The following is a 22719-nucleotide window of genomic DNA, read 5'->3' as shown; positions in this document are numbered from 1 at the left end:
AAAACGTCGGCTAAATTTTATGAATTCCTTATCCAGTAAAGCTCGAATATGCGATGTTCCGAAGGGATTGGAGGTGTATGTTCTCAAGCAAGATGGCAACCAGGTTCTGATCCTGTGGAAAGGTTTCACTAAGTGGATCAACGAAAGGTACTTAAAAATAAAATGACTCATGCTGCGAACATGAGTCAAGGGATAAGCCTTAGAAAAAATTAACCTAATTAATTCTACTATAGGCTCTCCGATCTAAGCAACCAAATTTTATTAGGAGGCAATTAATATGAACATTGAAAAAATGAAAGAATTTATCGCCATTCGTAAGGACTTAAAAAATGCCGGCGTTATTGGTTTGAGCTTATATGATGATGCAATTCATGTGAACCATAAAACATTCGGGATGAAGGAAATTCCCGAATTACAGTTGGAAGTCAGGGTAAATGATATTGAGTCGGATGATTACCCTTACAAAATTTTCTTTATTAAGGATGGAATTGAGATTTATTCCGTGTTAAAAAAAGCGGATTTAGCAGAGTATCCACAGTTTGCTGATGTTATTAAAAATAACGAGGAGGTTTCAGCCTAATGAACAATTTAACCAACCAATTTGAAAACCAATATACACCACAATACCAACAACCAAATGTATTAGCTCAAGCATCTAGCAATCGTGAAATGGAGGAAGTGAAAGGGGCCATATTCATGGCCCGTCAGTTCCCTCGGAATGTTTTCCAAGCTGAGCAGCGGATTTTAGATGCCTGTAAACGTCCGGCTCTGGCAGGAACAGCTGTTTACCAGTACCCAAGAGGGGGAACTAGAGTTTCAGGGCCTTCCATTCGCTTGGCTGAGGTTATCGCCCAAAATTGGGGAAACATTGACTTCGGGATTAAGGAATTAGAGCAGCGTGAAGGTGAATCTATTGTGATGGCTTATGCATGGGACTTAGAAACAAATACACGTCAAACAAAGGTTTTTACTGTTAAACATGCTCGAAAAGCGAATGGAACCGTAAAGAAACTGGATGATCCTCGGGACATTTATGAAAAGGTTGCAAATGAAGGAGCTCGTCGAGTACGTTCCTGCATCTTAAGTGTCATTCCTGGTGATATCGTCGAAAAAGCGGTTGTTCAGTGCGATGAAACGTTAAAAGGAAATTCTAAAGGACCATTAAAAGACCGCGTGGCAAATTCTCTTAAAGCCTTTAAGAATCAGTATCGTGTGACACAAGAAATGATTGAAGATCGTTTTGGTTACAATGCAGATTCTTTTACAGAGGTAGATTTTTTAGATCTTATCAAAATTTACAATTCCCTGAAAGATGGAATGAGTAAAGTGGATGATTGGTTTGATAAGAACGTGACCAAAAAGTCCAGCAGTAAACTTTCAGAGGATTTTAACCAAGAAGCACAGCCGGAACAACAGGCAGAGGGGAATGGTGAGGTAAATGAACAACATACAGGAAAAATTGATTCTAACGAGTTCGAACTATCATTCGAATGAAGCTAATCAGCAATATCTTTCAGTATCACAATTCAAGAATTTTATGGAATGTGAAGCAAAAGCAATGGCGAAATTGAGTGGGGCTTATATTGAGCCCTCCTCAAACGCTTTGATAGTTGGCTCTTATGTCCATGCAGCTCTAGAAAGTGATGAAGCTTTTCGGCAGTTTGTGGAGGAGAATAACGGAGCAATTTTCAAAGCCCGCGGAGGAAAGTATTCAGACTTTGAACTAGCTGACAAAATGATTGAAGTTTTGAAAAACGATAAGTTTGCCATATTTGCCCTTGAGGGTGAGAAAGAGCAGATCTACACAGCCCATCTTTTCGGTACAGATTGGAAAATCAAAGTGGATTCCATTAATCATCAAAGACGAACCTTCACTGACTTAAAGACCACACAAGAACTGCACAAACGGTACTGGAGCACGAAATATGATGAATGGGTCTCGTTTGTAGAAGCATGGGATTACGTGCTCCAGATGGCAGTGTATAGGCGAATCCTGGAGGAGAATTTGGGTTATACCTATACACCTTATATAGTGGCCGTTTCAAAGGAAAATCATCCAAATAAAGCCGTTTTACACTTTGATGAATCCCGTTTTGCATTTGAATACGAATATCTAGAAATGAAAATGGAACGAGTTTTAGCTGTGAAGTCAGGCAAAGAACAACCTCGTCGTTGTGAAAAATGTGATTACTGCCGGTCAACCAAACTGCTCAAAGACACGATGGAAATCGGTGAATTGATTCATGTATAAAGATCCAGTTCCATTTCGGGTTCTCCTTCCAAAGCGTTTGTGGAAGGAAGCCCGTGACAAGGATCACTTCAAACAACTGCTATCAGCTTATATGAGGTCTTACCCAAACTATATCGTGAAGCGAATTGAAAGACCGTATGTTTTATGCGAAAGGAAAGATTGATTTGAATAGAGCTGAAAGAAGACGCTTGGATCGTGAAAGCCGGATACTTGGATGGGTAGAACATCCGTCTCCTAAGCAATTAGGAAAAGGCACTGGATGGTTCGGTGAACTAGACCGTGTTTATCGTCAGGGCAATGATTATGTGGTCATGGTGCGGAATGTCGAAACAGAATGGGGAACAGTTCAGCATGCTTGCATGAGAAATGCTGATAACACCGATATTCCGTGGATCGAAAAACAAAGAATTAAAAATGAAATTTTCGGCAAGGAAAGCGCGGCAATTGAAGTGTTTCCGAGTGAATCGAATTTAGTAGATGAGGCTGGAATGTATCATTTATGGGTTCTTCCTCCAAATTTTAAAATACCATTTGGACTAAAACAATGAGGTGAGTTAAATGGCTGGATTTACTATTAGATGTAATAATTGCGGGCTCAAATCATTACGGGTGATGATTACAAAGCTAAAAACGATGTAATTTCTCTTTATTCGGATATTAGAAATAGTGGAACTGTTCATGAGTATATCGATAAACAGTTATGGTGTGAAAATTGCGGTAACTATACAGAATTTGAAGATTAAATTACGTAATAGAACCATATTGCGTATTAAGGAGTCGAAGAAATGAAAAAGCAAAGATGGAGATGGACTAAAGGTAAGTTATGGTTTTGCGACAGTTGCTTTACTTCAATAAGGGTTAAAAGAAATTACAAACCTGAGCATTGTTGTAATGGTTTTGAGTGTGGGTGCTATGGTATGCCGATAAATCCTGTTTTTTGCGATAAATGTGAACAAAAGATATTTGGAAAAGTTTTACGTTAGTACACAATTCGATTCTATTACGAAGTAAGGGAGAGATGAAAATATGAGGAAGATGGATTGGAAAAAAGAATGGTTTGAAATCAAACCACATCATATTGTTGTAGCTTGTACATCAAAACCAGATTACGAAATGAACAGACAGATATTATTGGAAAATGATCACGGAACCTTTGTGGTGTTAGAAGGATATCATTGCAGCTGCTACGACTTTGATGATACTGAATGGGAAGCTATTGAGTACACCAATGAAGAATTAAAGATATTATCAAACGCTGAATATAACAAGAACGATAAGTTTTGGGAACAAGTAAGGCAGCACATTTGATGCGCCCTGCGAAGACCATCCAGATCTACATAAACGAGGTTTTAAACCTCTATTTTTTCGGTAACAAATGCAAGATTTGACGATGAAAAACATGGATAAAAATCAAACGCGGGCATAGGGGAGAAAAATTACTCCCCATTTTCTTCAGACAAATATAAAAGGTCTCCCACTTCACATTCAAAGAAATTGCATAATTTTACGACTGTTTCAAAATCCAGTCTTTTGGATTTACCTTTATCTAGTCGATCTAATACCTGGCGGCTAACACCTGTTTTTTCCTCCAACTCCACCATGGTTCGAACTCCTTTTTTCGCCATAAGGATACGGAGGTTTGTTCTTAATTCAGTCACTTAATTTCAGCTCCTAAATACTTTTGTATTAGTCATATTATACGAAATAAAAAAATAGTACACAACTTTAATAATTTTATTATTATATCCTTTACATTTATTATTATATCCATTACAATATGAATTATAAGAGGTAAATAGAACCAAGGGAGGCGAAAAAATGGAGAATCATATCATCAAGATCGGCCTAGATGAATTGATGTGGCAAAAGCGAATTAAAAATATTTCGCAGTTGGCTGAGAAAAGCGGCATTAGTAGACCCACATTATATAGGATCTCAAAAGGAGAGATTAATAAAATTAACGTTTCAACATTAATTTCATTGTGCAATGCGCTAGAATGCCAAGTTAATGATTTGCTAGTTATCGAGAAAGGTGCTGAGTAAATGACCAAAGAACAGCAAATACGCTCATTAAGTTGCCACCAAATAGTCTCTTTAATCAATAAAGGGAAATGGGTTTATGAATTAAAAGCCGAGTGGTTAAAACGCTGGGGAATGGAGTTTCCTTATTACAAAGATATTAATGGAATTAAGGAGATGTAAGAATGTCTGAACAGATAGTTAAAGTTATAAATTGCCGACGATGTGGACAAGACCATTTGGTTGAGTTCAAAGGATTATTAAACCCCTTTGATGATTTCAACATTTGGAGTATTTGCCCTAAAACCAATCAACCTCTTTTGTTGAAAGCTGAATTTGTTGTCTGTAATCAAAGATAAAAGTGAGGTGATGTAAAGTGTTTAAAATCATTCATTTGACAGGTGAAGACTTCGAGTTACAAGTGGAAAGGCATTCCGATATTGAAGCTGTGGTCCTACGTTTTAACGATTTCGTATTGGATGAAAAGGAATCTAAGGAAGATGATCCGGTATACAAAGAAAATCAAGTGCTGGAAGTTTATCCTTCGGTTCAAGAAATAAAAGAAATCATTAAAGCGTTGCAAGGTGTTTTAACGGAGGCGGATTATCTTGAATAATTTAAAAATCATTGCAGATGAGATGTTACCTGTTTATGAAAATGAACATGGTGAAAGGTTTATAAACGCCAGGGAATTACATGAAAAGTTAATGGTCGGAAAAGATTTTTCTACTTGGATTAAGTTGAGAATTGAACAATATGACTTTACTGAAGACGAGGATTTTTCCCCGATTTTGGGGAATAGCGCCAAATCAACATTTGGAGCGAATGTTGGAAGACAACGCAAAGATTATCTCTTTACACTGGATGCCGGTAAGGAACTTGCGATGGTAGAAAATAACGAAATGGGTCGTGCTATTCGAAAATACTTCATTGAAGTAGAGAAAAGGTTTCGTCAAAAACAACCACAATCGATTGAAGATTTAATTATCATGCAAGCTCAATCAATGAAAGAGTTGCGTGAAAAGCAAGCAAAAATCGAGCAACAAAATACTCTTCTTATTGAACAGCAAAATACGCTTAAACATAGGGTGGACAACCTTGATCGTATCGATACTATCGGGGATTTACAACAAAGATTGAACGGCATGATACGGAGATATGCCCAACAAGAAGGAGTAAACTTTTCGAAAGCATGGAAAGAGTTTCGAAACGCATATAACACGGCATTTAATACCAATCTTACAGCAAAGATTAATAACTACATAGATAAGCATGGGTTAAAGTCGTTAACAGCTCCTCAATATTTTTCTTTGACAAATGGACTAGAAGATGCGGTAAGGGTAGCTGATAAAATGCTGAACAATAAGGAGGAGGCTCAATGCCATCTGGGATGATTGTTTCTTTACTCATTTATCCGTTCGTCACGTTAATCATCGGAGTCATCATAGGAGATATGAAAGCTGAAAGGAGGAGGAAAAGACACTGTGTTTGTTGCGATGCTGCAATCAATACAGATAAAGATCAATACGTTGTAGGTGAGTCATTAGGTGAATATTGGTGCGAAAAATGTGCGTCTATATGGTCCTTAAGAAAGATAAAAATGTCATCTAAAAAAACTAAAAATTAAAAGGGAGAGATTTTGATGAAAGCAACTGGCAATATTCGTAAATTCGATGAATTAGGTCGTTTAGTTATTCCAAAGGAGATTCGTGATGCTCAAGGCTGGAAAACAGGACAAGCCATGGAAATATTTGTGAGCAACGAAGGAGTGGTTTTAAAACCATACCGAGCTGCTGAAGAAAGAGAAAATGCTATAAAGCTCCTGAAAAATTCCATGAAATTTGCATCCAAAGAAGTAGCTGCAAATTTAGAAGAAGTCATTGAGTTTTTGGAAAACAATTAAGCCCTCTGCCGTGAACAGAGAGCCATAGCATAGGTGCGACCAACACCTATTAGGCACTGAAAAAACTAATCACTATTAATATATCACAACAGACAAGTTTTATTCCAAGTAAAGGAGAAATTCAAATGAACAAACTAAAGAAAATCGAAGTTTTTGTTCAAGATAACGATAATTCAAAAGAAGATGTCGTTGAAGAACTGAAAAATAACTATAAAAACCAAAACCGTGTAGGTAAAAAGGTGTACGGTATTTACTTTGAGCCAGAGGTTAGGGAAGCAATCGAATCAGTTGCAAAGGAAATTGGACCACGGATGATTAGCAAGTTTGTAAATGATGTGATGAAAAAATACCTTCAAGAAAATAAGTACCTCTAGGGAAGTGGAGAAAATGGCGAAATCAAAAGTCAATCATTATCTTCAATCAACTGCTGAAAAAGTTAAAAAATCAGTTGAGCCAAGAGTTTTAGAAGAAATCAAAGAAATGCTCTGTAAGCAGGAAATTTATCTTCTTAATTCAATCAGGAATTGCGAATCACCGGTTGAAAAACTTTTCTGTTTACATTTATTGGATTGGTTACCTCATTACGAATCTCAGTTTCGATATATCGATTCTGATGTAACTATATCTATCTTCATTCAAAAAGAAATTGAATATCGAGGGAAGAAATATAGACCAGACTTTCTTATTGAAGTTTATGCACTAGGAAATGAATTCGATTTTATAGTTGAATGCGATGGTCATAATTTTCATGAAAAGACCAAGGCGCAAGCCAAAAGAGATAAGTCGAGAGATAGGAATCTTCAAAGCGCCGGATATAGAACCATTCGATTTACTGGTTCAGAAATTTGGGAAGACTCAGCAAGTTGCGTATATCAAACATATCAACTTATTGAAACTGTTACGGGATTAGAAGAAAAATACATGACAGATCATTTTCCGGTTGATTGATAAAGGGGGTGATGGACTTGGCAGATGTTCAATTAGAACATGGTTATACAAAAATAGCTCATGAAATTTTAGAAGTAACCATGAAACTAAAGCTGAGTCCAACCCAATTCAAAATAATAATGGCTGTTTGGAGATATACCTATGGTTTTAACCGTATAGATCACGATATGTCATTAACTTTTCTTGCAGAAGCTGTCGGAGCTCACAAGCAAAGTGTAAAGAAAGATTTAGATAAGCTGATTGAAATGAAAATCATCGTAATTACAGAAAAATCCACAAACATTAAATCACGAAAAATTGCCTTTAATAAGAACTATGATTCATGGGAATTAGAGTCAGCTAAAAAACTTACTGTAAGCCAAATAGCTTACTCCAGAGTAAGCCAAATAACTGACTCTGGAGTAAGCCAAATAACTGACCAAGAAATAAATTATTTAAATAAAAACTTAAATAAAGATACAGAGGAGGGTAACACATTGGAACGTATTTTAGACATTTTAGAAAAAAGTGAAATCCTCGATTCAAAAAACATAACAGCTTTTCTTCGGGAAGACATTTCTGACATTATCGACAACTTTGGATTTGGAGATCCGGAGGAAATGATTGTAGAGGCCATCAAAGATACCGCACGCGGAAACGGCAAGACATGGAAATATGTCTATAAAAAATTAGTAGATTGGAAGAGCAAAGGTTATAAAACTCCAAAAGACTTGGAGAAGGAGGATACCAATGGAAAAACGGTTCCACAGCATCGCCGAAGTAATGGCAGATCTACAAGCCAAAACGCAAAAGAACCATTCAACGTCTTTGGAAACAAAGTCGGAAGATATTAGCAGCTACGATTGCACAAAATGCAAAGACAAAGGATTCATTTTAGAAAACGTCCCAGACCTTTATCCTGACGGCACGCAGAAGGTTTGGGCGGACGGTACACCTAAGTTCGTTGAATTCATAAAAGACTGTGTATGCTCAAAAAAACGACAATCAGAGCACCTTCTGAAATTCAGTGAAATCACAGATGAGTTTAAGAATATGACATTCGGTAACTTCATATTGGACGGCAAGCTAGAACCGATTAAAAACGCTCATCAGTGTGCAGTCGATTATTACAAAGCCTTCGATCAGATAAAAGATCAACGATGCAACAGTATAAGCCTTTTAGGACAGCCAGGAGCCGGTAAAACCCATTTACTGACGGCATTGGCTAATAACCTGATTATCAAAAAGCAAATCAGCGTTTTATATTTCCCTTTTGTGGAAGGGTTTAATGATCTGAAAAATGACTTCGAATTACTGGAAGAAAAACTTACAAAAATGAAACGGATCGGCGTGCTTTTCATAGATGATCTTTTCAAAGGCAGAACACGCCCAACTGATTTTCAGATTGAGCAAATGTTTGCAGTAATTAATTATAGGTATCTGAATCATAAGCCGATTATGGTATCGAGTGAAAAAACAGTGGACGAGCTGTGTGACATTGATGAGGCGTTAGGTACTCGGATTTTTCAAATGTGCAAGGATTATACGGTTGTGATTAAAGGTGAACGGAAAGTACTTAATCATAGATTGGCGGGTGTTTAACGCATGTGCCAATTATGCAACGGAACCCATGTCGTTCATGAAGCTATTGGTTACGGCTTTCGGATAAAAGGGTGTGAAAATTGTACACCTATTCCTGATGAACAATGGCGATCAGAGCTGGAGGAGATTTTAAAACGTTGTAAAAGGGAGGACGTGACCATCCATACATGTCCATGAAACAGATTCGGCTTAGAATCATTGATTTAATCGATCAGCATGGGGATAGCTTTGAAAAGTGTAATGGTTGTCCCCTCTGTAAAGAAATTATGCAGCTGCGGCAAAAGTTAGAACGTGATCCAGCAGATAAGTATTCACACATATTAGCCAAAGGTCAGGACCTAACTAAAAGCGAGATTTCTATGCTCCTGCATAGAGGGCTAACAGCAAATGAAATAAGAAAACACTTGAAAATGAGTAATCTTGAATTTCAAGAAATCCTTAGTCACTGGGGATTAACCAAAAAAGAACGAATGCGAGGAGAAGATGATATGGCAAAGATCACACTTGAAGAATACCAGGATTTAAAAGCTCAAGGGAAATCAGATAAAGAGATTGCTCACATTAAAAAGATGCCCCCAACTTATCTGCCGGCATTGAAAAAAAAGTGGGGAATTAGCAAAGATCAGCCAAATAAAGCCAAGAAAGAAACATCCGAGTCCGATAATACTCCAAAAGAAAAAGAAAGCAAATCAGCCGAATATGAGCGTTTAATCGAGGTGCTGAGAAAGGACTTAACCAGCGCTAACATTCAGATAATTGAAAGGGATGAATTAATCGAAAAGCTGAAAGCAACGGTTGAAAAATATGAACATGTGAGTGCTGCCTGTGACGATATTGAAGAAGAGGTATCTTGCTTGCGAGCGGAAACCAGCAGCCTGCACCATGAAATATTGAAATTGCAGAATGAAAATATCAACCTTGATCTCGAAAACATTGCCCTGCGGCAGTTAGTCAAATTGTGGATATAGGAGGGATGCTCAATGACTCAAGATGAAATGTTAATAAGAGTTAATCAAGTGATGGGGAAAGATTATACGCATAAAAGTTGGTTAATAACTATCGGTGATTTGGTGGATAGAGTTGAGCGTCAACAACAAGAATTTGCCTTCCTCAATGAGTCCATCGCAGAAACAGACACCTTGATCGAACTATTGCAGAAAGAAAGTGAACAATTAAGAGAAGAAATAAACCATTTCAAACTCCAAGAAATCCTTCTCCTAGAAAGGCTGAAAAAAGCAGATTCAGAAATTCGAAATTTGAAAAATAATACAAAGTTTGAAGTGTATGAGGAAAATCTTAGTTTGATCGCAGAGAATGCGAGATTAAGAGAATTAGCTTATGGCAAATGATGTGGAGCAAAGAACCATATGGCGATACAAAAGGAGAGGTGAAAATGGGTAAACACGTTTACTTAGATACGCACAATGCAGAAGAATTATTGCCTGATGTTATTGGTTTGCTGAAAAGTAAAGTTGCACAGGACAGCAGAACAAAAGCTTTTAAGGATTGTACAGATTACTGGACAGAAAGAGTGCAAGAAATTATTAACAGTGATTATGCCAATGAAACTAAAGTGGAGAAAATCCGAACAATGTTCAGAATTGAAGATATCCATTTTTGATGCACACTACGAACATTTTATCCATTAGAGGTGAAGAAAATGGCTGCAAGCACGAATCAACTTCACCAAGAACTTAAACACAAATTTGTACTGGACAAGCTTAGAAAATTAGGCGTGACACACTCACAAGAGGGAGATCCCATAACCGAGTTAGATTATGAATCGCTTAAATATGAATTAGTGTTAGCAAGCTTCAAAGAAATGGATGTTCAGTCCGAATCAAATAAATGGTTTTAAGAGGTGAGAAACTTTGGCTGATTGCCTAGACACAAAAGAAAAATCGTATCGACCGGCTAGGTTAAATAGAGTGATTGTCTGTGACGACCTCAATTTCTTTTATGATGAGCCTGAACTTATCGAGATGAAAAACCTATGGAAAAAGGGAATGAGTGTCGCTGATATGGCGGAACGCTTCCGGAGAGATCCAGACGAGATCCTTGTGGCTTTGATCCATCTTGCCAGAAAAAACGAAATTTATGCGAGGAAGCGGGGGTTGAAGTGACACATGGTAATTGAAAACTTTAAGGAGCGATATTTGGCATTAAAGGCAGAGGGTAAAACAGATATGCAAGTTGCTAGACTATTCTATGTCGGCCATAACTCACTGTATAAATTAAAAAAAGAACACGGTTTATTAGGAGTTTCAAGTTATAAACCATTAAACGTTACGGATGAACAATTGAAAATAGCGGTATCAAATGGAATTGATAAAAACACTTTAAGGCTTCGGATTATTCATCATGGATGGGACGTTGAATCAGCGATAACAACACCTAAAATTCCAGCAAATGAGCGATGGAGGTATAAAAATTGAATCTTAATAAATTATTTCAAATGCAGCAAGAACTCGATCAGCATATTGAAAAAGAGCATCCAAGGGAAGAAGGAAAGTCGCGGAAATCTGAAAAAGTCTTGGCATTACTTGTGGAACTTGGGGAGCTGGCAAATGAAACACGCTGCTTCAAATTCTGGAGTAATAAGCCGGCAAGTGAAAAGAAAGTGGTTTTAGAGGAGTTTGTTGATGGTATTCACTTCCTTCTGTCACTAGGTTTAGAAATGAAAGTGGAAAAATTCGGTTTGGAACCTATTAAACTAGAAAACTTAACCGAGCAGTTCCTGGGATTATACAACGCATTCTCGATTTTGCGAATTGCTTTTTCAAGTCAGGCTTACAGTGCAGCGTTTTCGGCTTATTTGGGGTTAGGCGAGATGTTGGGCTTCGATTGGGAAGAAATAGAGGAAGCATATTGCAAAAAGAATTCAGTAAATCATTCTCGACAGAATTCTGGAGTGTATTGATGAATAAGCGCCAGAAAAGGAAGCGGGAAAAGCGCCAAAAGCGGGATCTTGTTACCATTATTGACAATCTGACTAAAATGGTCGAAAAGAAAGTGGGTGTTAAATAGTGGACCGTTTTTGGAAAAAGGTTAAAAAAACAGATTCATGTTGGAATTGGACTGGTATAAAACGAAGTGATGGATATGGCGCTTTTGTTATAGAAAACAAATGGTTTAGACCACATAGGTTTGCTTATGAACTCATTAAAGGTGAAATTCCACCTGGATTGGTTTTAGATCATCTTTGCAGAAATCCACTTTGTGTTAACCCTGACCATTTAGAGCCTGTAACAAATAGAGAAAACGTTCGTAGAGGATTAGCTGGAATGCAGAATAAGTTAAAAACTCATTGTCCTCATGGTCATGAATACACCGAAGAAAATACTTATACTTCTAACCGAGGTAAAAGAAATTGTAAGACGTGTAATAGGGAACGTACTCGAAAAGCTTACTGGGAAAACAATGAGAAACTGGAGGAAAACCAATGATTTGTCCGGTTTGCAATCGGCCTCTAAAAAGCGCAAAAAGTATCGCTAAAGGCATTGGTCCGGTATGCGAAGTAAAGATCAAGAAATTAGAAAATGAGCCACCAGAAGGTCAATTGTCACTGGAAGACTATCAGCTAGGAGATTCAAAAAATGATAAAACTATTCATTCCCATTGAACCGATGGGAGCTGTAAGAACAACTCAAAAACAAAAATTTATGGATAAAAGGGCTATGAGATACCGTACATACAAACAGCATATAGCCCTTTTAGTAAAACAACACATTAAATCACCGACAAACAGCCCAATCTTGGCAGATATTACGTTTTATATGCCTATGCCGAGTAGTTGGAGCGGAAAGAAGAAAGAACGCATGAATGGGGCTATTCATAGGTCTAAACCCGATATCGACAATATGGTCAAAGGTCTATTTGATAGTTTCAATAAGATAGTTTGGAAAGATGATAACCAAGTTTGCGAGGTTCATAGTAAGAAAGTTTATTCGTTTAATCCTGGTATCGGAGTTGAAATTTGGGAACTGGAGGATGAAGTGAATGGGGAACAAGGTCAAACAAAAAAGAAGATTAAAAAGGACAGTTAAGGAACGTCAAAAAGATCACTTAAAAAAGTGCTGGCGGCAGTTGTTTGTCCAATCTGGAATTTTAAAGGGGTGAAATCATGCAGGCTCAGGTCATCATCGCAGACGACCGAGCACCTTGGATAATACAGGAAGATAAACGGGCGGTTTGCTTAACGAAATGTAGGTTGTATAGAAAGTGTTCAAGTCATCATGGAGCTGACTGCAAACGATTAGGTGGCGAAAAAATTCCACGGATAAAAGGATGAGGTTCATGTGGTTCTTTAGCTTAGTAATTGGGACCATGATTGGCTTTTGTACATGCGCTTTATTTTCTGCAAGACAATACCAAAAAGGTTACAAGGATGGTAGAAGATCATGGGATCGCTCAGAAAAATGAAAAGGGATATCAAACCAAAGGTGAATTTTCAACTGGATTTGAAACTTACGGAAAAATTGATATTTGACCGCGGATTTAATGCTGGAGCAAAAGAACAACGAGAATCTGATATTGAATGCCTGGTGACTTTGCTTGAAGGCTTGGAGGAATGGCCAGGTATTGGGGAAGCCACTGCAGCTAAAATCAGGCAGCATTTTATGAATAAGTTCGGGATCAAGGAGGAAAAAAACATTGAGTTGTAAATGCGGTAACTATTTGGAACTTGATTTAAGTGATGTTACTGAAGTTTATTGTATTTGCGGAAGAAAGTACGTGATTGTTGAAGTGGCACAAGAATAGTCGCCTTACGAGGACATCACAGTGGATTTGATCATCGGTTTGGCAAATAGTGAGAGGAGATGGAAGTATGTCGATTGATTTATCAAACGAATTTCATCCAGTTCCAAAAACGAAGCATAGTCGCAAAGCGAAAAAACGTGGAGATCGCAGTAAATTCTCTAAGATGGTCAGGGATAAAGTAAAAGAGTACTATAACTATACTTGTCAAATGTGCGGTGGAAAGGGGATTCATTGTCATCATGTAGAACCTCGCGGATCTGGAAAAGGGAGAGGCGTTTTCACTAATGCAATGTTGGTTTGTAATTCCTGTCATAAGAAAATTCATGCGGATAACAGCTTGTTAAGGCATTGGAAAGAAGTTTATCGGAAAAAGTTCGGGCCGCTTTATTTTATGGATAAGGAAGATTTGGAGTTTAAATATCGTGCTGATGAAATTCGGCAGACGGATAAAGAAGTACAGGAATGGCTGAGATTTAATGAAGCCTAGAAAGTTATTATGCTGAAAGGAGTTTTTGAAAATGAACGATAAAATACCCACATTTGAAGAGTCTAAAAATCATATTGAAACGCTAGTTAAGTTTGGCTTGGACTTAGATGAAAGACATTATAAAAAGTTTTTAAAACCGGTATTCGATAAGATTGAAGAACAGCAAGAAAAAATTAACGTCGCGTTGTATGAATTAACGATATTGCACGAAAAAGTAAACCCAAGCGAACCTAGTAGTATAGACCGTCATTTCAAAAGAATCAAAGATATTTTGATGAATGGTTAACGTAACCCTTTAAACAAAGTATGCCGAAAGGAAGATATTATGGAACAGTTTTATGAAGATGTAAAAGAAGGAGATTTAATCCGTTTTAGATATAAAAATTGGAAGGATGTTGTAACGGTAAGAAAAGCTTTCGTTAAAGGGTTTTTCTTTGGCAAAACAGAGTATCATCCTGATTATCAGTGTTTCATTAAAGGATTTGATTTAGATAAAATGGCAATCCGTGACTTTGCTGTTAAAGACATTTCAGCCCTAGAGGTTATAAATGGTTGATGAACACTTCGAGGAAAGTGTGCAGGAAAGGAGTGAAGAAATGAAATTATGGTTTTGTACTGCAGTCTCTATGGACTGTGAACCATGCCTTTTAGTTGTAGCTGAAACAGAAGAAAAGGCTTTTAAAAAGTTTGAAGATCAATTAGAGGAAGAAGGTTTATGGTGGGCTTCCCTACATGTTCATGAAATATTAGAAGTTGATGGATACAGAATTGCAGTAATTGAAGATGTCGGTCAAATACCTAATAATGCTAGATTAAAAAGATACACTGTCCTTTACTACAATCGATTTGCCAATGAAAATCAGCTTTGGAAAATAGAAGCGAAAAACGAATTTAGGGCGGGAAGAGAGTTTTATCGTAAACATAGTCGAAAGAAATATCATGATTGCATTGAACAGATCTATGAAGACTAACGTCTTTGAAAAAAAGAGTACGGAAAGGAGTTTGTGAAATGAACGAAAAAGATAATGTACTTTCTGTTTTAAATGAGGCAGTATCAAAAATTCAAAAAGAAATTATGGAAAAGCATGATTTAATTGATGATTTGGAATGGGATTTAAGAACTGCAAAAGGAAGAGTTGAATATTTAAAAGTGCAATTAAAAGATATAAATGCCCACATTGATGAAATTAAGAAAAAGGAGGAAATTAAATGATTTTAAGTCCATCCTTCCTGGAGGGCAGGGATGGACCTTGTCACATATTTCAAAATGTAGGGGGCTACAATTATTATAATCCAATCCTTGGAAATTATTCGTTATAACGATAAAAGGTTGTGGAATTCATGAGAATTAAGCGAGCGCAAAGTCTATATATAGCCGATTTATTCCGAAGAAGTGACAAAGCTATCCAATGTTTAAAAAAAATTAAACAAGGATGAAGGAGGTATATCATGAGAAAACCTCTAGAATATGCACAGATTTATTACAATGAAGTCGTTTACGATGTTGAACAAGAATGGCAACGCCAATTAGATGATCATGAACGGCATTTACTGATTGAAGGATATCGTCGAGGAAGAACAGCTGAAGCGGAAAATGAAATTAAAATTCTTTTTGCGAAATAATCGAGGTGAAACCATGGGGAGTTGGAAGCAAGATCACCCGAAACAACTTAAGAAAATCGTTTATGCCCTGAGTGAAGGGAATCTAAAGAAAGTTATTCTGGATCATGAATCCCGTGGATGGGCGAAAGCAAGCGATGTGAAAGAGTATAACTATGGAGTAGGCTGTTTGATGATTTGGAACAGATAATAAGCTATCAAACAGGAGGCAGATTGGATGAAGCTAATTGATATAAATGAGTTAATTCGTGATTACCGTATGATGAAAAGAGAAATTGAACGGCTGCAAAAGATTCTTTTTGGTCAGGCCATTCCAATGCGCTCATGGGGAGTTGCTCAATATGGAATAGAAGCTACACTGCCTAAAGGAAGCTCCGGAAAAAGCCAAGAAGAATTAAGAGATATGGATATCAGGGAACAGAAAAATCTTAAGAGATTAGAAGAGTACCAGAGAAAAGTTTTTGCAATTGAAAGTGCGGGGGATTTTCTAAACAGGGAGATTCTTAAAATAGTTTATGATTGTTTGTTAAGTGGAATGACAAGACAAGAAATAGCTGATCATTTAGATATTTCACGTAATTTCGTCGATAACCTAAGACAGGAGATAAAGGCACAACTCAACACTAATGTGACTTTTAGTAAAATTTTGCACGGCGAAAAAATTGTAGTGTAAAATGGGAGGTAGGAATCGGCGTGGAAGGATTTCACCCTTGCGGGTTCTATTCTTTGGGAAATGCGGAAACATTTCCTGGCAAGAATTTGCGATAATCTAGCATATTTCGATCTTCAGTTGTCTTATTAAAGAGACGGTACTGTTTTGGTGGAAACAGTGCTGTCTTTTTTATGTAAAAACATTGATATATCAACGTTTTTAATGGATTTTAGAACTGATGTTTGGTATAATGTGTATAAGAAAAGCTCTTGCGGTGCTGGAACACCCAAGAGCATGGAAACCAACTATATAGGAGTTGATTACTATTGAATAATAGCACATCTAAAGTGAAAAAGAAAATATGCAATACTTGTTTTAAGAAACTGCCATTAACTAATGATTTTTTCAGTATAAACAAAAGGTCACCCGATGGTTTTTATGGCATGTGCAAGAATTGCAAAAATATTTATGCTGCTAAATATAGAGCTACACATAAAGAAATAATTAAGATTCGTGACAAAAAATATAAAGCTAAAAAAAGAAAAAACCCCAATTTGAAATTAATTGAAGAATTAAACGAAAAATTAAAGGCTTCAAAACCAGATGTTTTTTCGGACAAAGATTGGGAAAGTTGCCTAAATTATTTTTCGCATAAATGTGCATATTGTCAAAAAGCAGCAGATAAATTGACGAAAGATCATTTTATCCCAGTATCCAAAGGTGGAGAAACTTCAAAGTATAACATTTTACCTTCTTGTATTAGTTGCAATATAAGTAAACTCAATAGGGATTTTTTTATTTGGTATCCATTGAGATATTTTTATTCCAAAAAACAAGAAAAAAAGATTTTGAAATATCTTGGTTATAAAGATAAGATACAGCAACTAGCACTCCTTTAAAGAGTGCTTTTTTTGTGTTCATTGCAAACTGTGTCCAGTAAGCCTTTAAGTCACGCCGCAAGGGTCGCAACCTTCCTTAAAGTATGGGCGTAGTTTAGAGTGAATATGATAGAGGTGATGACTTATGGAAGAGAAAAACAAACAGCAAAGTAAGTCACCTAAGAAAAGAGCGGTAAAAGTGAGTGAATCGAAACTTAGTAGAAAAGATTTAGAGGACTTGATGGGGATTCACCGCGATGTTTACACACGTCATAATGGGGCGTTGAGAAGAAAATGAAATACATCGCAGGTTATGTTATGTGGACGAAAGCAAGTTCGGCGTTTATGGTTGGAATTAATTTGAATACTGATGAAAGATATATTGAATTATTTCTAGGTGTATTTGCGTTAGAGATTGGGTATTAATAAGCGTTTTTAAAGGTGCTTTTAGGAGGCGAGGTGCATGTAGTGAATTGGGATGAAATAAGAAAAGAATATGAATCCTCTGACATTACATTAAATGCACTTGCTGAAAAGTATGATGTAAAAATTGGCACATTAAAAAGCCGGAAAAGTCGTGAGGGATGGTCTAGAGGTTCACCGAAAAAGGATGCAACCAAAAATAAAAAAGTTGCAACTATACAAAAGGATGCAACCTCCAAAAAGCCAATAAATAGAGGCGGGAACCCTAATCCGGTTAAGAAGTTTACAAAACGAAACCAAGCCGCTGTGAAGCACGGTTTCTTTGCCAAGTTCCTTCCTGCTGAAACATTAGAAATCATGGAGAGTATGAATGAGCGTTCCACGGCAGATTTAATCTGGGATCAGATTCAAATTCAATATGCTGCCATCATCCGAGCGCAACAGATCATGTTTGTTCGAGATCAGGATGATATGACTAGAGAAATCAAAAAAGAAAAGTCCAGCATGAATGGTGAAGAAACGGAGTATGAAATCCAGTTTGCTTGGGATAAACATGCTACTTTCCTTAACGCTCAATCAAGAGCCATGAGCGAATTAAGAAGCCTAATAAAACAGTTTAACGAATTGGCGCATGAAGATGATGAGCGTCGATTGAAGCTGGAGCAAATGCAAATGGGTATCGAAAAGACAAAAGCTGAAATTGCTCGCGTTAAAGGTGATCCAGAGGAAGAATTTGAAGACGATGGCTTCCTAGATGCTTTAAATGGAAAGGTTAGCGAGGTGTGGGGAGATGACAAAGCTTAAACCGGCCCCATTTACTTTTCAACCATTTTCTAAAAAACAAATGCAAGTCTTAACCTGGTGGCGTGATGGTTCACCAGTTAAAGATAAAGATGGCATTATATGCGATGGTTCGGTTCGTGCAGGAAAGACCGTCGTGATGTCCCTTTCCTATATCATGTGGGCCATGGAAACGTTCAAAGACGAAAATCTCGGCATGTCTGGGAAAACCATTGGTTCATTCAGGCGGAATGTTTTGACTCCGTTGAAGCGGATGCTAAAGTCTCGCGGATATAGAGTAAAAGACCATCGTGCAGATAATTTCCTGACTATTTCCTATAAAGGCACCACCAATTATATTTATATCTTTGGTGGAAGAGATGAATCCTCACAGGACCTTATCCAAGGTATTACACTGGCGGGAATGTTTTTCGATGAGGTAGCTTTAATGCCTCAATCATTCGTGAACCAAGCTACTGCCCGTTGTTCAGTGGAAGGCGCGAAGTTTTGGTTTAACTGTAACCCAGAAGGTCCTTATCATTGGTTTAAACTTGAATATCTAGACAAGCTGAAAGAAAAGAAGCTTACTCAGCTGCATTTTACAATGGATGACAACTTATCATTGTCGGAAAGAGTAAAAGACCGATACAAGCGGATGTACAGCGGAGTTTTCTACCAACGATTTATTTTAGGGCTTTGGGTGCTTGCAGAAGGTATCATTTATGACATGTTCCGTGATGATCCTCATGTAGTTCAAACCATTCCGGAATGCGATTACTATTATGTTACATGTGACTATGGCACGCAAAATCCTTGCGTGTTTCTTTTATTGGGAAGAAAAGGAGAAACGGTTTACATCGTCAAAGAGTATTACTATGACGGTCGTAACAAAGGGATTCAAAAAACAGACAGTCAATATGCTGACGATCTCGAAAAGTTTTTGAAGGATACAAAAGCCAAGCATATGTATGTGGATCCGTCAGCTTCCTCGTTCATTGCTGAGATACAAAAAAGAAACATTATCAAGGTGCGAAAGGCAGACAATGATGTTTTAAACGGCATTCGGTCAGTCGCGAAACGTTTAAGCAACAATCAACTATTTGTCCATGAAAGTTGCATGAATACAAGGAAAGAATTCGCCTCTTATGTTTGGGATGAAAAAGCAGCTAAACGAGGCGAGGACAAGCCTTTGAAAGAGAATGATCACAGCCTCGATGCACTTAGGTACGGAATTTATAACGAATTAGAACTAAATAAAGATGTGGTTACATCTGAGCCAGTCATTACAACTTACGATGACATTATGAGTGGTAGTTATTTTGATAATTTATAGAACGGGGTTGAAATAGTGGAGAGGTTAGAAGGTTTATTTGCGTATTTCCATTTATTAAATGGTGTAATGGTACAAATGGATACAGAAGCTGCACTAACCAAAAGGAAAATGAGGGTTTGTGAGGAAATCGAAAAAGAGTTAGGGATGTTCAGTCCAGACACAATTACTGTGAATATCAATAACCAATCAGGTAAAACAACAGAAGAATTTATTGAAGATCGTATTAAATATCTCCTTCATCAATCGATTAAGCGTCCAATGCCAAAAGTATGCATGGATTCTGGGAAATAATCACTTCTACAAGTGATTAAAGCGTGCCAAAATAGCAATGTATATTTTTTGTATTTTAAAATGTGGAAATAACTGAACAAACATTGATAAATCAATAAATTAATTATTGTTTAATTACACCAAAATTTTATTTTACGAACTTATGTTGAATATTTATTTGTCTATATTCATTCGAAAGGAGGTTCGCCATGGGAAAATTCGCAAACGGGATTCGAAACATCCTAACCACCTTCATTAACTGGCTTCCAGAAGGGGCCAATAAGTCAAATAATCACACTGACCACGGGAATGTTTCCAAAACATCTCCTACACTCTTTGATTATGATGTATTCCGCTTAAACTGGGAAAAAGTCTATCTTTTACAGGATATTGACCAAATGATGAAGGCTGACACTCGTTTAAAACGAGCTAATCATGTTTTCGCAAGGACTACCGTTCGAAGAGGATTATCGGTTAAGGTTTCATCGGTTGTGAGCGAGAAATTAGAACAAATAGCGCAGGAAATATTGGATGATTTCTTGAAAAGGGTACAGCTTAATTCCAAGTTACTTCCTTGGACCCGTTCTTTGCTGAAAGATGGTGAGTTGTATCTAAACCCGATCATCGACTTATCCAAAATGAGGATTCAAGATGTTAAAAACCTTCCGGCTATAACGATGCAACGGAACGAAGATATTACAGGACGATTCACAGATATAAAGGATGCATTCCGCCAGATTGACCCGATATCAAGGGAAATACTAACACATTTCCCTTTGTACTCCATTAACCATATACGCCATGATCATGAGGCAGGCCAGTTGTACGGAAATTCTAAGTACATGACATGTCTTTCGTTTTGGAAAAAACTAACCATGACAGAAGAGGATTTGGTTGTTAGAAGACGGACGAGAGCAGTGCCAAGGCGCTTACATAGCGTAGGGACAAAAGACAATCCTGGTGAATGGTCAGATGTTAAGACTTATAAAGAAGAAAATAAGCTGGACAATCCGAAAGTTGCGGCTGCTACAACCGATTTCTTTGGTAATGGATTAACGGACATCAAAGATTTAAACGGCGATGCCCATTTAGACCATATCAAGGACGTTGAACATTTGCAGGAAATATATATGATCGGCACAGGCGTTCCTCTCCATTTGTTAGGTTTCGGTAAAAACGTAAACCGTGACATTGTGGAGGACCAAAAGAAACAGTTTGAAGAGGATACGCAAGAGTTAAGGGATTTACTGGAGTACGGTGATGATAGCCCATTCAGTGGCTTACGTGCCTTATTCGAGCTAGAATTAAACCTCAATGGCATTGATCCTAGTTTAGTAGATTTGAACTTCTTATGGTCTGAAAATGGCGAAGATACAGTGGATAAGAAAGTGGACCGTATGATTAAATTACGTTCTTCTCAACCGGATCCATTGGTATCGAGAAGATTTGCACTTGAGTATATGGGCCGTGATATCGGCTTAGAAAATCAAGAAGCCATCGATGCGGAGATTGAAGCCATCAAAGAGGAAATGGATGAAGCGAAAAAAGAGCAAGCAATCGAAGCGACTGCTATTAATCCAGTTAAGCCAACGACCACTAACACCAATCGCTCTACCATGACAGGACCTGGTAAAGCAACAACAGACAGTAAAACAAAAGCCAATCCTCTACACTCCAAAAAAATCGGGCAAATAGAAAAGTCCCTCGCCAATGATATTCGCTCTTTTTTCAAAGCGGTTTTTAAGCAAATGAAAAAGGATGGTTTGGAGGCGAAACTTAAAGAGATTGAAAAGCTAAGACCGATCCATGACAGCGTGACACCGATTTATCTTAATGAATTGACTATTGCGCTGGAACATAAGGATGAGGGCTGTACTTGTTCTCATTGTTTGACTGATGACAAAAAGAAGGTCAACATCCATACCTTAGTGGATCAAAAGATTCTAAAAGCCTTTGATGAAGCTTGGCGGACGGTTGAGGATGATAACACTTACTCGTTCCAAAACAGCATCATCAACGCTTATAACGCGGCAGGATTATTTGCTTTTGCTGAAGCAGCTAAACAGCCAGGAGTGGGCATTAGCTTTGATTTTGTGCATTCGGGTGTAAAAGAGGATTTAGAACAGAATGCAGGTACACGAATCAAAGGTATTGAGGAAACCACTCGTCAGATGCTGGGTAAGCAGTTATCCGAAGCGTATACGAATGGAGAAAGCACTTCTCAAATGATGGAGCGAATTCAGTCTGTAATGGATATTCCTGATTGGCGGGCTGAAATGATATCGAGAACAGAAATAAGTATGGCATACAACCAATCATCGCTCGATGCCTATACCCAAGCCGGTGTGACGCAGGTTCGTTATATGGCGGTCATGGATAACAGAACTTGTCCTAAATGTGCTAGTAACAACGATAAAGTGTTCAACATTGCAGATGCGCCGGCAGTACCTTCGCACCCGAACTGCAGGTGCACAATTTCAAGTGCTGATTGAAAGTAGGTGAAAAAATGGCTAAATATCGTAAAAAGCCTGTTGTCGTTGAAGCCATACAATTCAATGGTTTTAACGTTAAAAAAATAAAAGAATTTGTTGGTGACAGCCTTGTTTCTAATTGGCCTGAAACGGTGCATTGGATAAAAACACTTGAAGGGAATATGCAGATTTCACAGGGAGATTACATCATCAAAGGTGTAAACGGTGAATTTTACCCATGTAAGCCTGATATCTTTGAAAAGACTTACGAAAAAGTAAATGATGCGAATAAAACATCAAAGTTAAATATGACTATTTCTGTGAAAGATACAGAAGTATTTC

At 37.5% G+C, this 22719-nt stretch carries 45 protein-coding genes and 1 pseudogene; 45 read left to right on the top strand and 1 reads right to left on the bottom strand.

Translation table 11 applies throughout. From position 1 onward, the window contains the following. Positions 1-277: 277 nt before the first annotated feature. The 7 genes from HPT25_RS23730 to HPT25_RS23705 all read left to right on the top strand — a co-directional run bounded on the left by HPT25_RS23730 (position 278) and on the right by HPT25_RS23705 (position 3559). Positions 278-580, top strand: a complete 303-nt coding sequence (locus tag HPT25_RS23730; RefSeq protein WP_173069909.1) for a hypothetical protein — start codon at positions 278-280, stop codon at positions 578-580. Beyond that, positions 580-1494 (top strand): hypothetical protein, encoded by a 915-nt coding sequence (locus HPT25_RS23725; protein WP_217269815.1) that lies wholly within the window; start codon positions 580-582, stop codon positions 1492-1494. Before HPT25_RS23730 ends, HPT25_RS23725 begins: the two co-directional genes overlap by 1 nt. Next, positions 1439-2251, top strand: coding sequence for a PD-(D/E)XK nuclease-like domain-containing protein (locus HPT25_RS23720; RefSeq protein ID WP_173069907.1), 813 nt, complete (start codon positions 1439-1441; stop codon positions 2249-2251). Before HPT25_RS23725 ends, HPT25_RS23720 begins: the two co-directional genes overlap by 56 nt. A gap of 164 nt (positions 2252-2415) precedes the next feature. Continuing rightward, positions 2416-2799 carry a DUF7694 domain-containing protein gene (locus tag HPT25_RS23715; protein ID WP_217269814.1) on the top strand — a complete coding sequence of 128 codons (384 nt, stop codon included), beginning with the start codon at positions 2416-2418 and terminating at the stop codon, positions 2797-2799. Between the two features lie 39 nt (positions 2800-2838). Next, positions 2839-2994 carry a hypothetical protein gene (locus HPT25_RS28515; protein ID WP_217269812.1) on the top strand — a complete coding sequence of 52 codons (156 nt, stop codon included), beginning with the start codon at positions 2839-2841 and terminating at the stop codon, positions 2992-2994. 42 nt (positions 2995-3036) lie between these two features. Beyond that, the gene (locus HPT25_RS23710) at positions 3037-3234 is read left to right on the top strand and encodes a hypothetical protein (RefSeq protein ID WP_173069905.1); all 198 of its coding nucleotides are present in this window, start codon (positions 3037-3039) and stop codon (positions 3232-3234) included. Between the two features lie 43 nt (positions 3235-3277). Continuing rightward, the gene (locus tag HPT25_RS23705) at positions 3278-3559 is read left to right on the top strand and encodes a hypothetical protein (RefSeq protein ID WP_173069903.1); all 282 of its coding nucleotides are present in this window, start codon (positions 3278-3280) and stop codon (positions 3557-3559) included. Between the two features lie 128 nt (positions 3560-3687). Here HPT25_RS23705 and HPT25_RS23700 read toward each other — a convergent pair whose 3' ends face one another. Further along, on the bottom strand, positions 3688-3909 hold the full coding sequence (locus HPT25_RS23700) for a helix-turn-helix domain-containing protein (protein WP_173069901.1): 222 nt from the start codon (positions 3907-3909) through the stop codon (positions 3688-3690). Positions 3910-4069: 160 nt separating this feature from the next. Between HPT25_RS23700 and HPT25_RS23695 the strand changes: the two genes are divergently transcribed. From HPT25_RS23695 to HPT25_RS29425, 38 genes and pseudogenes are all read left to right on the top strand, one after another. After that, positions 4070-4294 (top strand): helix-turn-helix domain-containing protein, encoded by a 225-nt coding sequence (locus HPT25_RS23695; RefSeq protein ID WP_173069899.1) that lies wholly within the window; start codon positions 4070-4072, stop codon positions 4292-4294. Further along, entirely contained in the window at positions 4295-4453 is a 159-nt protein-coding gene (locus HPT25_RS23690; RefSeq protein WP_173069898.1) for a hypothetical protein, read from the top strand. 2 nt (positions 4454-4455) lie between these two features. Continuing rightward, the gene (locus HPT25_RS23685) at positions 4456-4629 is read left to right on the top strand and encodes a hypothetical protein (protein ID WP_173069896.1); all 174 of its coding nucleotides are present in this window, start codon (positions 4456-4458) and stop codon (positions 4627-4629) included. A gap of 17 nt (positions 4630-4646) precedes the next feature. Continuing rightward, entirely contained in the window at positions 4647-4886 is a 240-nt protein-coding gene (locus HPT25_RS23680) for a hypothetical protein (RefSeq protein WP_173069894.1), read from the top strand. Continuing rightward, positions 4879-5664 carry an antA/AntB antirepressor family protein gene (locus tag HPT25_RS23675; RefSeq protein WP_173069892.1) on the top strand — a complete coding sequence of 262 codons (786 nt, stop codon included), beginning with the start codon at positions 4879-4881 and terminating at the stop codon, positions 5662-5664. Before HPT25_RS23680 ends, HPT25_RS23675 begins: the two co-directional genes overlap by 8 nt. Then, a complete protein-coding gene (locus HPT25_RS23670) occupies positions 5649-5897 on the top strand; it encodes a hypothetical protein (protein ID WP_173069890.1) in 249 nt (82 codons plus the stop codon). The genes HPT25_RS23675 and HPT25_RS23670 overlap by 16 nt, the downstream gene beginning before the upstream one ends. A 15-nt stretch (positions 5898-5912) precedes the next feature. Beyond that, positions 5913-6173, top strand: coding sequence for an AbrB/MazE/SpoVT family DNA-binding domain-containing protein (locus HPT25_RS23665; protein ID WP_173069888.1), 261 nt, complete (start codon positions 5913-5915; stop codon positions 6171-6173). Positions 6174-6298: 125 nt separating this feature from the next. Beyond that, the gene (locus tag HPT25_RS23660) at positions 6299-6547 is read left to right on the top strand and encodes a hypothetical protein (protein WP_173069886.1); all 249 of its coding nucleotides are present in this window, start codon (positions 6299-6301) and stop codon (positions 6545-6547) included. 13 nt (positions 6548-6560) lie between these two features. Continuing rightward, positions 6561-7121 carry an endonuclease domain-containing protein gene (locus HPT25_RS23655; protein WP_173069884.1) on the top strand — a complete coding sequence of 187 codons (561 nt, stop codon included), beginning with the start codon at positions 6561-6563 and terminating at the stop codon, positions 7119-7121. A 17-nt stretch (positions 7122-7138) separates the two neighbouring features. Then, complete coding sequence (locus tag HPT25_RS23650) at positions 7139-7954, top strand: replication protein (RefSeq protein ID WP_173069882.1); 816 nt, start codon at positions 7139-7141, stop codon at positions 7952-7954. Further along, on the top strand, positions 7851-8702 hold the full coding sequence (locus tag HPT25_RS23645) for an ATP-binding protein (RefSeq protein ID WP_173069880.1): 852 nt from the start codon (positions 7851-7853) through the stop codon (positions 8700-8702). Before HPT25_RS23650 ends, HPT25_RS23645 begins: the two co-directional genes overlap by 104 nt. Positions 8703-8875: 173 nt before the next feature. Next, positions 8876-9670, top strand: coding sequence for a hypothetical protein (locus tag HPT25_RS23640; protein ID WP_217269811.1), 795 nt, complete (start codon positions 8876-8878; stop codon positions 9668-9670). 12 nt (positions 9671-9682) lie between these two features. Beyond that, positions 9683-10051 carry a hypothetical protein gene (locus HPT25_RS23635; RefSeq protein WP_173069876.1) on the top strand — a complete coding sequence of 123 codons (369 nt, stop codon included), beginning with the start codon at positions 9683-9685 and terminating at the stop codon, positions 10049-10051. A 44-nt stretch (positions 10052-10095) separates the two neighbouring features. Beyond that, the gene (locus HPT25_RS23630; protein ID WP_173069874.1) at positions 10096-10323 is read left to right on the top strand and encodes a hypothetical protein; all 228 of its coding nucleotides are present in this window, start codon (positions 10096-10098) and stop codon (positions 10321-10323) included. Positions 10324-10362: 39 nt separating this feature from the next. Then, the gene (locus HPT25_RS23625; RefSeq protein ID WP_173069873.1) at positions 10363-10560 is read left to right on the top strand and encodes a hypothetical protein; all 198 of its coding nucleotides are present in this window, start codon (positions 10363-10365) and stop codon (positions 10558-10560) included. 13 nt (positions 10561-10573) lie between these two features. Then, a complete protein-coding gene (locus tag HPT25_RS23620; RefSeq protein ID WP_173069871.1) occupies positions 10574-10825 on the top strand; it encodes a hypothetical protein in 252 nt (83 codons plus the stop codon). A gap of 3 nt (positions 10826-10828) precedes the next feature. Next, positions 10829-11137 carry a hypothetical protein gene (locus HPT25_RS23615; RefSeq protein ID WP_173069869.1) on the top strand — a complete coding sequence of 103 codons (309 nt, stop codon included), beginning with the start codon at positions 10829-10831 and terminating at the stop codon, positions 11135-11137. Next, positions 11134-11622: a dUTP diphosphatase gene (locus HPT25_RS23610; protein WP_173069867.1), complete on the top strand. Its 489-nt coding sequence runs from the start codon at positions 11134-11136 to the stop codon at positions 11620-11622. Before HPT25_RS23615 ends, HPT25_RS23610 begins: the two co-directional genes overlap by 4 nt. A 106-nt stretch (positions 11623-11728) precedes the next feature. Beyond that, entirely contained in the window at positions 11729-12148 is a 420-nt protein-coding gene (locus HPT25_RS28865; protein ID WP_217269810.1) for an HNH endonuclease signature motif containing protein, read from the top strand. After that, a complete protein-coding gene (locus tag HPT25_RS23600) occupies positions 12145-12324 on the top strand; it encodes a DUF6011 domain-containing protein (RefSeq protein ID WP_173069865.1) in 180 nt (59 codons plus the stop codon). Before HPT25_RS28865 ends, HPT25_RS23600 begins: the two co-directional genes overlap by 4 nt. Then, entirely contained in the window at positions 12299-12748 is a 450-nt protein-coding gene (locus HPT25_RS23595; RefSeq protein WP_173069863.1) for a RusA family crossover junction endodeoxyribonuclease, read from the top strand. Before HPT25_RS23600 ends, HPT25_RS23595 begins: the two co-directional genes overlap by 26 nt. Positions 12749-13102: 354 nt before the next feature. Next, positions 13103-13366, top strand: a complete 264-nt coding sequence (locus HPT25_RS23590) for a hypothetical protein (RefSeq protein ID WP_173069861.1) — start codon at positions 13103-13105, stop codon at positions 13364-13366. A gap of 164 nt (positions 13367-13530) precedes the next feature. Further along, a complete protein-coding gene (locus HPT25_RS23585; protein ID WP_173069859.1) occupies positions 13531-13950 on the top strand; it encodes an HNH endonuclease in 420 nt (139 codons plus the stop codon). A 31-nt stretch (positions 13951-13981) separates the two neighbouring features. After that, entirely contained in the window at positions 13982-14236 is a 255-nt protein-coding gene (locus HPT25_RS23580) for a hypothetical protein (protein ID WP_173069857.1), read from the top strand. A gap of 39 nt (positions 14237-14275) precedes the next feature. After that, positions 14276-14506, top strand: a complete 231-nt coding sequence (locus tag HPT25_RS23575) for a hypothetical protein (protein WP_173069855.1) — start codon at positions 14276-14278, stop codon at positions 14504-14506. After that, complete coding sequence (locus HPT25_RS23570; RefSeq protein ID WP_173069853.1) at positions 14499-14921, top strand: hypothetical protein; 423 nt, start codon at positions 14499-14501, stop codon at positions 14919-14921. Before HPT25_RS23575 ends, HPT25_RS23570 begins: the two co-directional genes overlap by 8 nt. A 38-nt stretch (positions 14922-14959) precedes the next feature. Next, complete coding sequence (locus HPT25_RS23565; RefSeq protein ID WP_173069851.1) at positions 14960-15163, top strand: hypothetical protein; 204 nt, start codon at positions 14960-14962, stop codon at positions 15161-15163. Positions 15164-15399: 236 nt separating this feature from the next. Beyond that, positions 15400-15573 carry a hypothetical protein gene (locus HPT25_RS23560; protein ID WP_173069849.1) on the top strand — a complete coding sequence of 58 codons (174 nt, stop codon included), beginning with the start codon at positions 15400-15402 and terminating at the stop codon, positions 15571-15573. 13 nt (positions 15574-15586) lie between these two features. After that, positions 15587-15760: a hypothetical protein gene (locus tag HPT25_RS23555; RefSeq protein WP_173069847.1), complete on the top strand. Its 174-nt coding sequence runs from the start codon at positions 15587-15589 to the stop codon at positions 15758-15760. A 27-nt stretch (positions 15761-15787) separates the two neighbouring features. Next, entirely contained in the window at positions 15788-16243 is a 456-nt protein-coding gene (locus HPT25_RS23550) for a sigma-70 family RNA polymerase sigma factor (RefSeq protein WP_173069845.1), read from the top strand. A gap of 305 nt (positions 16244-16548) precedes the next feature. Further along, complete coding sequence (locus tag HPT25_RS23545) at positions 16549-17121, top strand: HNH endonuclease (RefSeq protein WP_173069843.1); 573 nt, start codon at positions 16549-16551, stop codon at positions 17119-17121. A gap of 124 nt (positions 17122-17245) precedes the next feature. Continuing rightward, a complete protein-coding gene (locus HPT25_RS23540) occupies positions 17246-17398 on the top strand; it encodes a hypothetical protein (protein WP_173069841.1) in 153 nt (50 codons plus the stop codon). Further along, complete coding sequence (locus HPT25_RS29175; RefSeq protein ID WP_281368242.1) at positions 17395-17526, top strand: hypothetical protein; 132 nt, start codon at positions 17395-17397, stop codon at positions 17524-17526. Before HPT25_RS23540 ends, HPT25_RS29175 begins: the two co-directional genes overlap by 4 nt. A 42-nt stretch (positions 17527-17568) precedes the next feature. After that, complete coding sequence (terS, locus tag HPT25_RS23535; RefSeq protein WP_173071422.1) at positions 17569-18327, top strand: phage terminase small subunit; 759 nt, start codon at positions 17569-17571, stop codon at positions 18325-18327. Then, on the top strand, positions 18314-19636 hold the full coding sequence (locus HPT25_RS23530; RefSeq protein ID WP_173069839.1) for a PBSX family phage terminase large subunit: 1323 nt from the start codon (positions 18314-18316) through the stop codon (positions 19634-19636). Before terS ends, HPT25_RS23530 begins: the two co-directional genes overlap by 14 nt. A gap of 15 nt (positions 19637-19651) precedes the next feature. Next, complete coding sequence (locus HPT25_RS23525; RefSeq protein ID WP_173069838.1) at positions 19652-19927, top strand: hypothetical protein; 276 nt, start codon at positions 19652-19654, stop codon at positions 19925-19927. 188 nt (positions 19928-20115) lie between these two features. Beyond that, entirely contained in the window at positions 20116-22398 is a 2283-nt protein-coding gene (locus HPT25_RS23520) for a phage head morphogenesis protein (protein WP_173069836.1), read from the top strand. A 14-nt stretch (positions 22399-22412) separates the two neighbouring features. Continuing rightward, a pseudogene (locus tag HPT25_RS29425) lies at positions 22413-22661 on the top strand (hypothetical protein); the annotation flags it as partial. Between the last annotated feature and the right edge of the window lie 58 nt (positions 22662-22719).

Origin of the sequence: Neobacillus endophyticus (assembly GCF_013248975.1) — a bacterium.
Classification (GTDB): Bacteria; Bacillota; Bacilli; order Bacillales; family Cytobacillaceae; genus Neobacillus; species Neobacillus endophyticus.
Note: the sequence above shows the minus strand (reverse complement) of the source record. Positions and strands in the feature narration are given on the sequence as shown.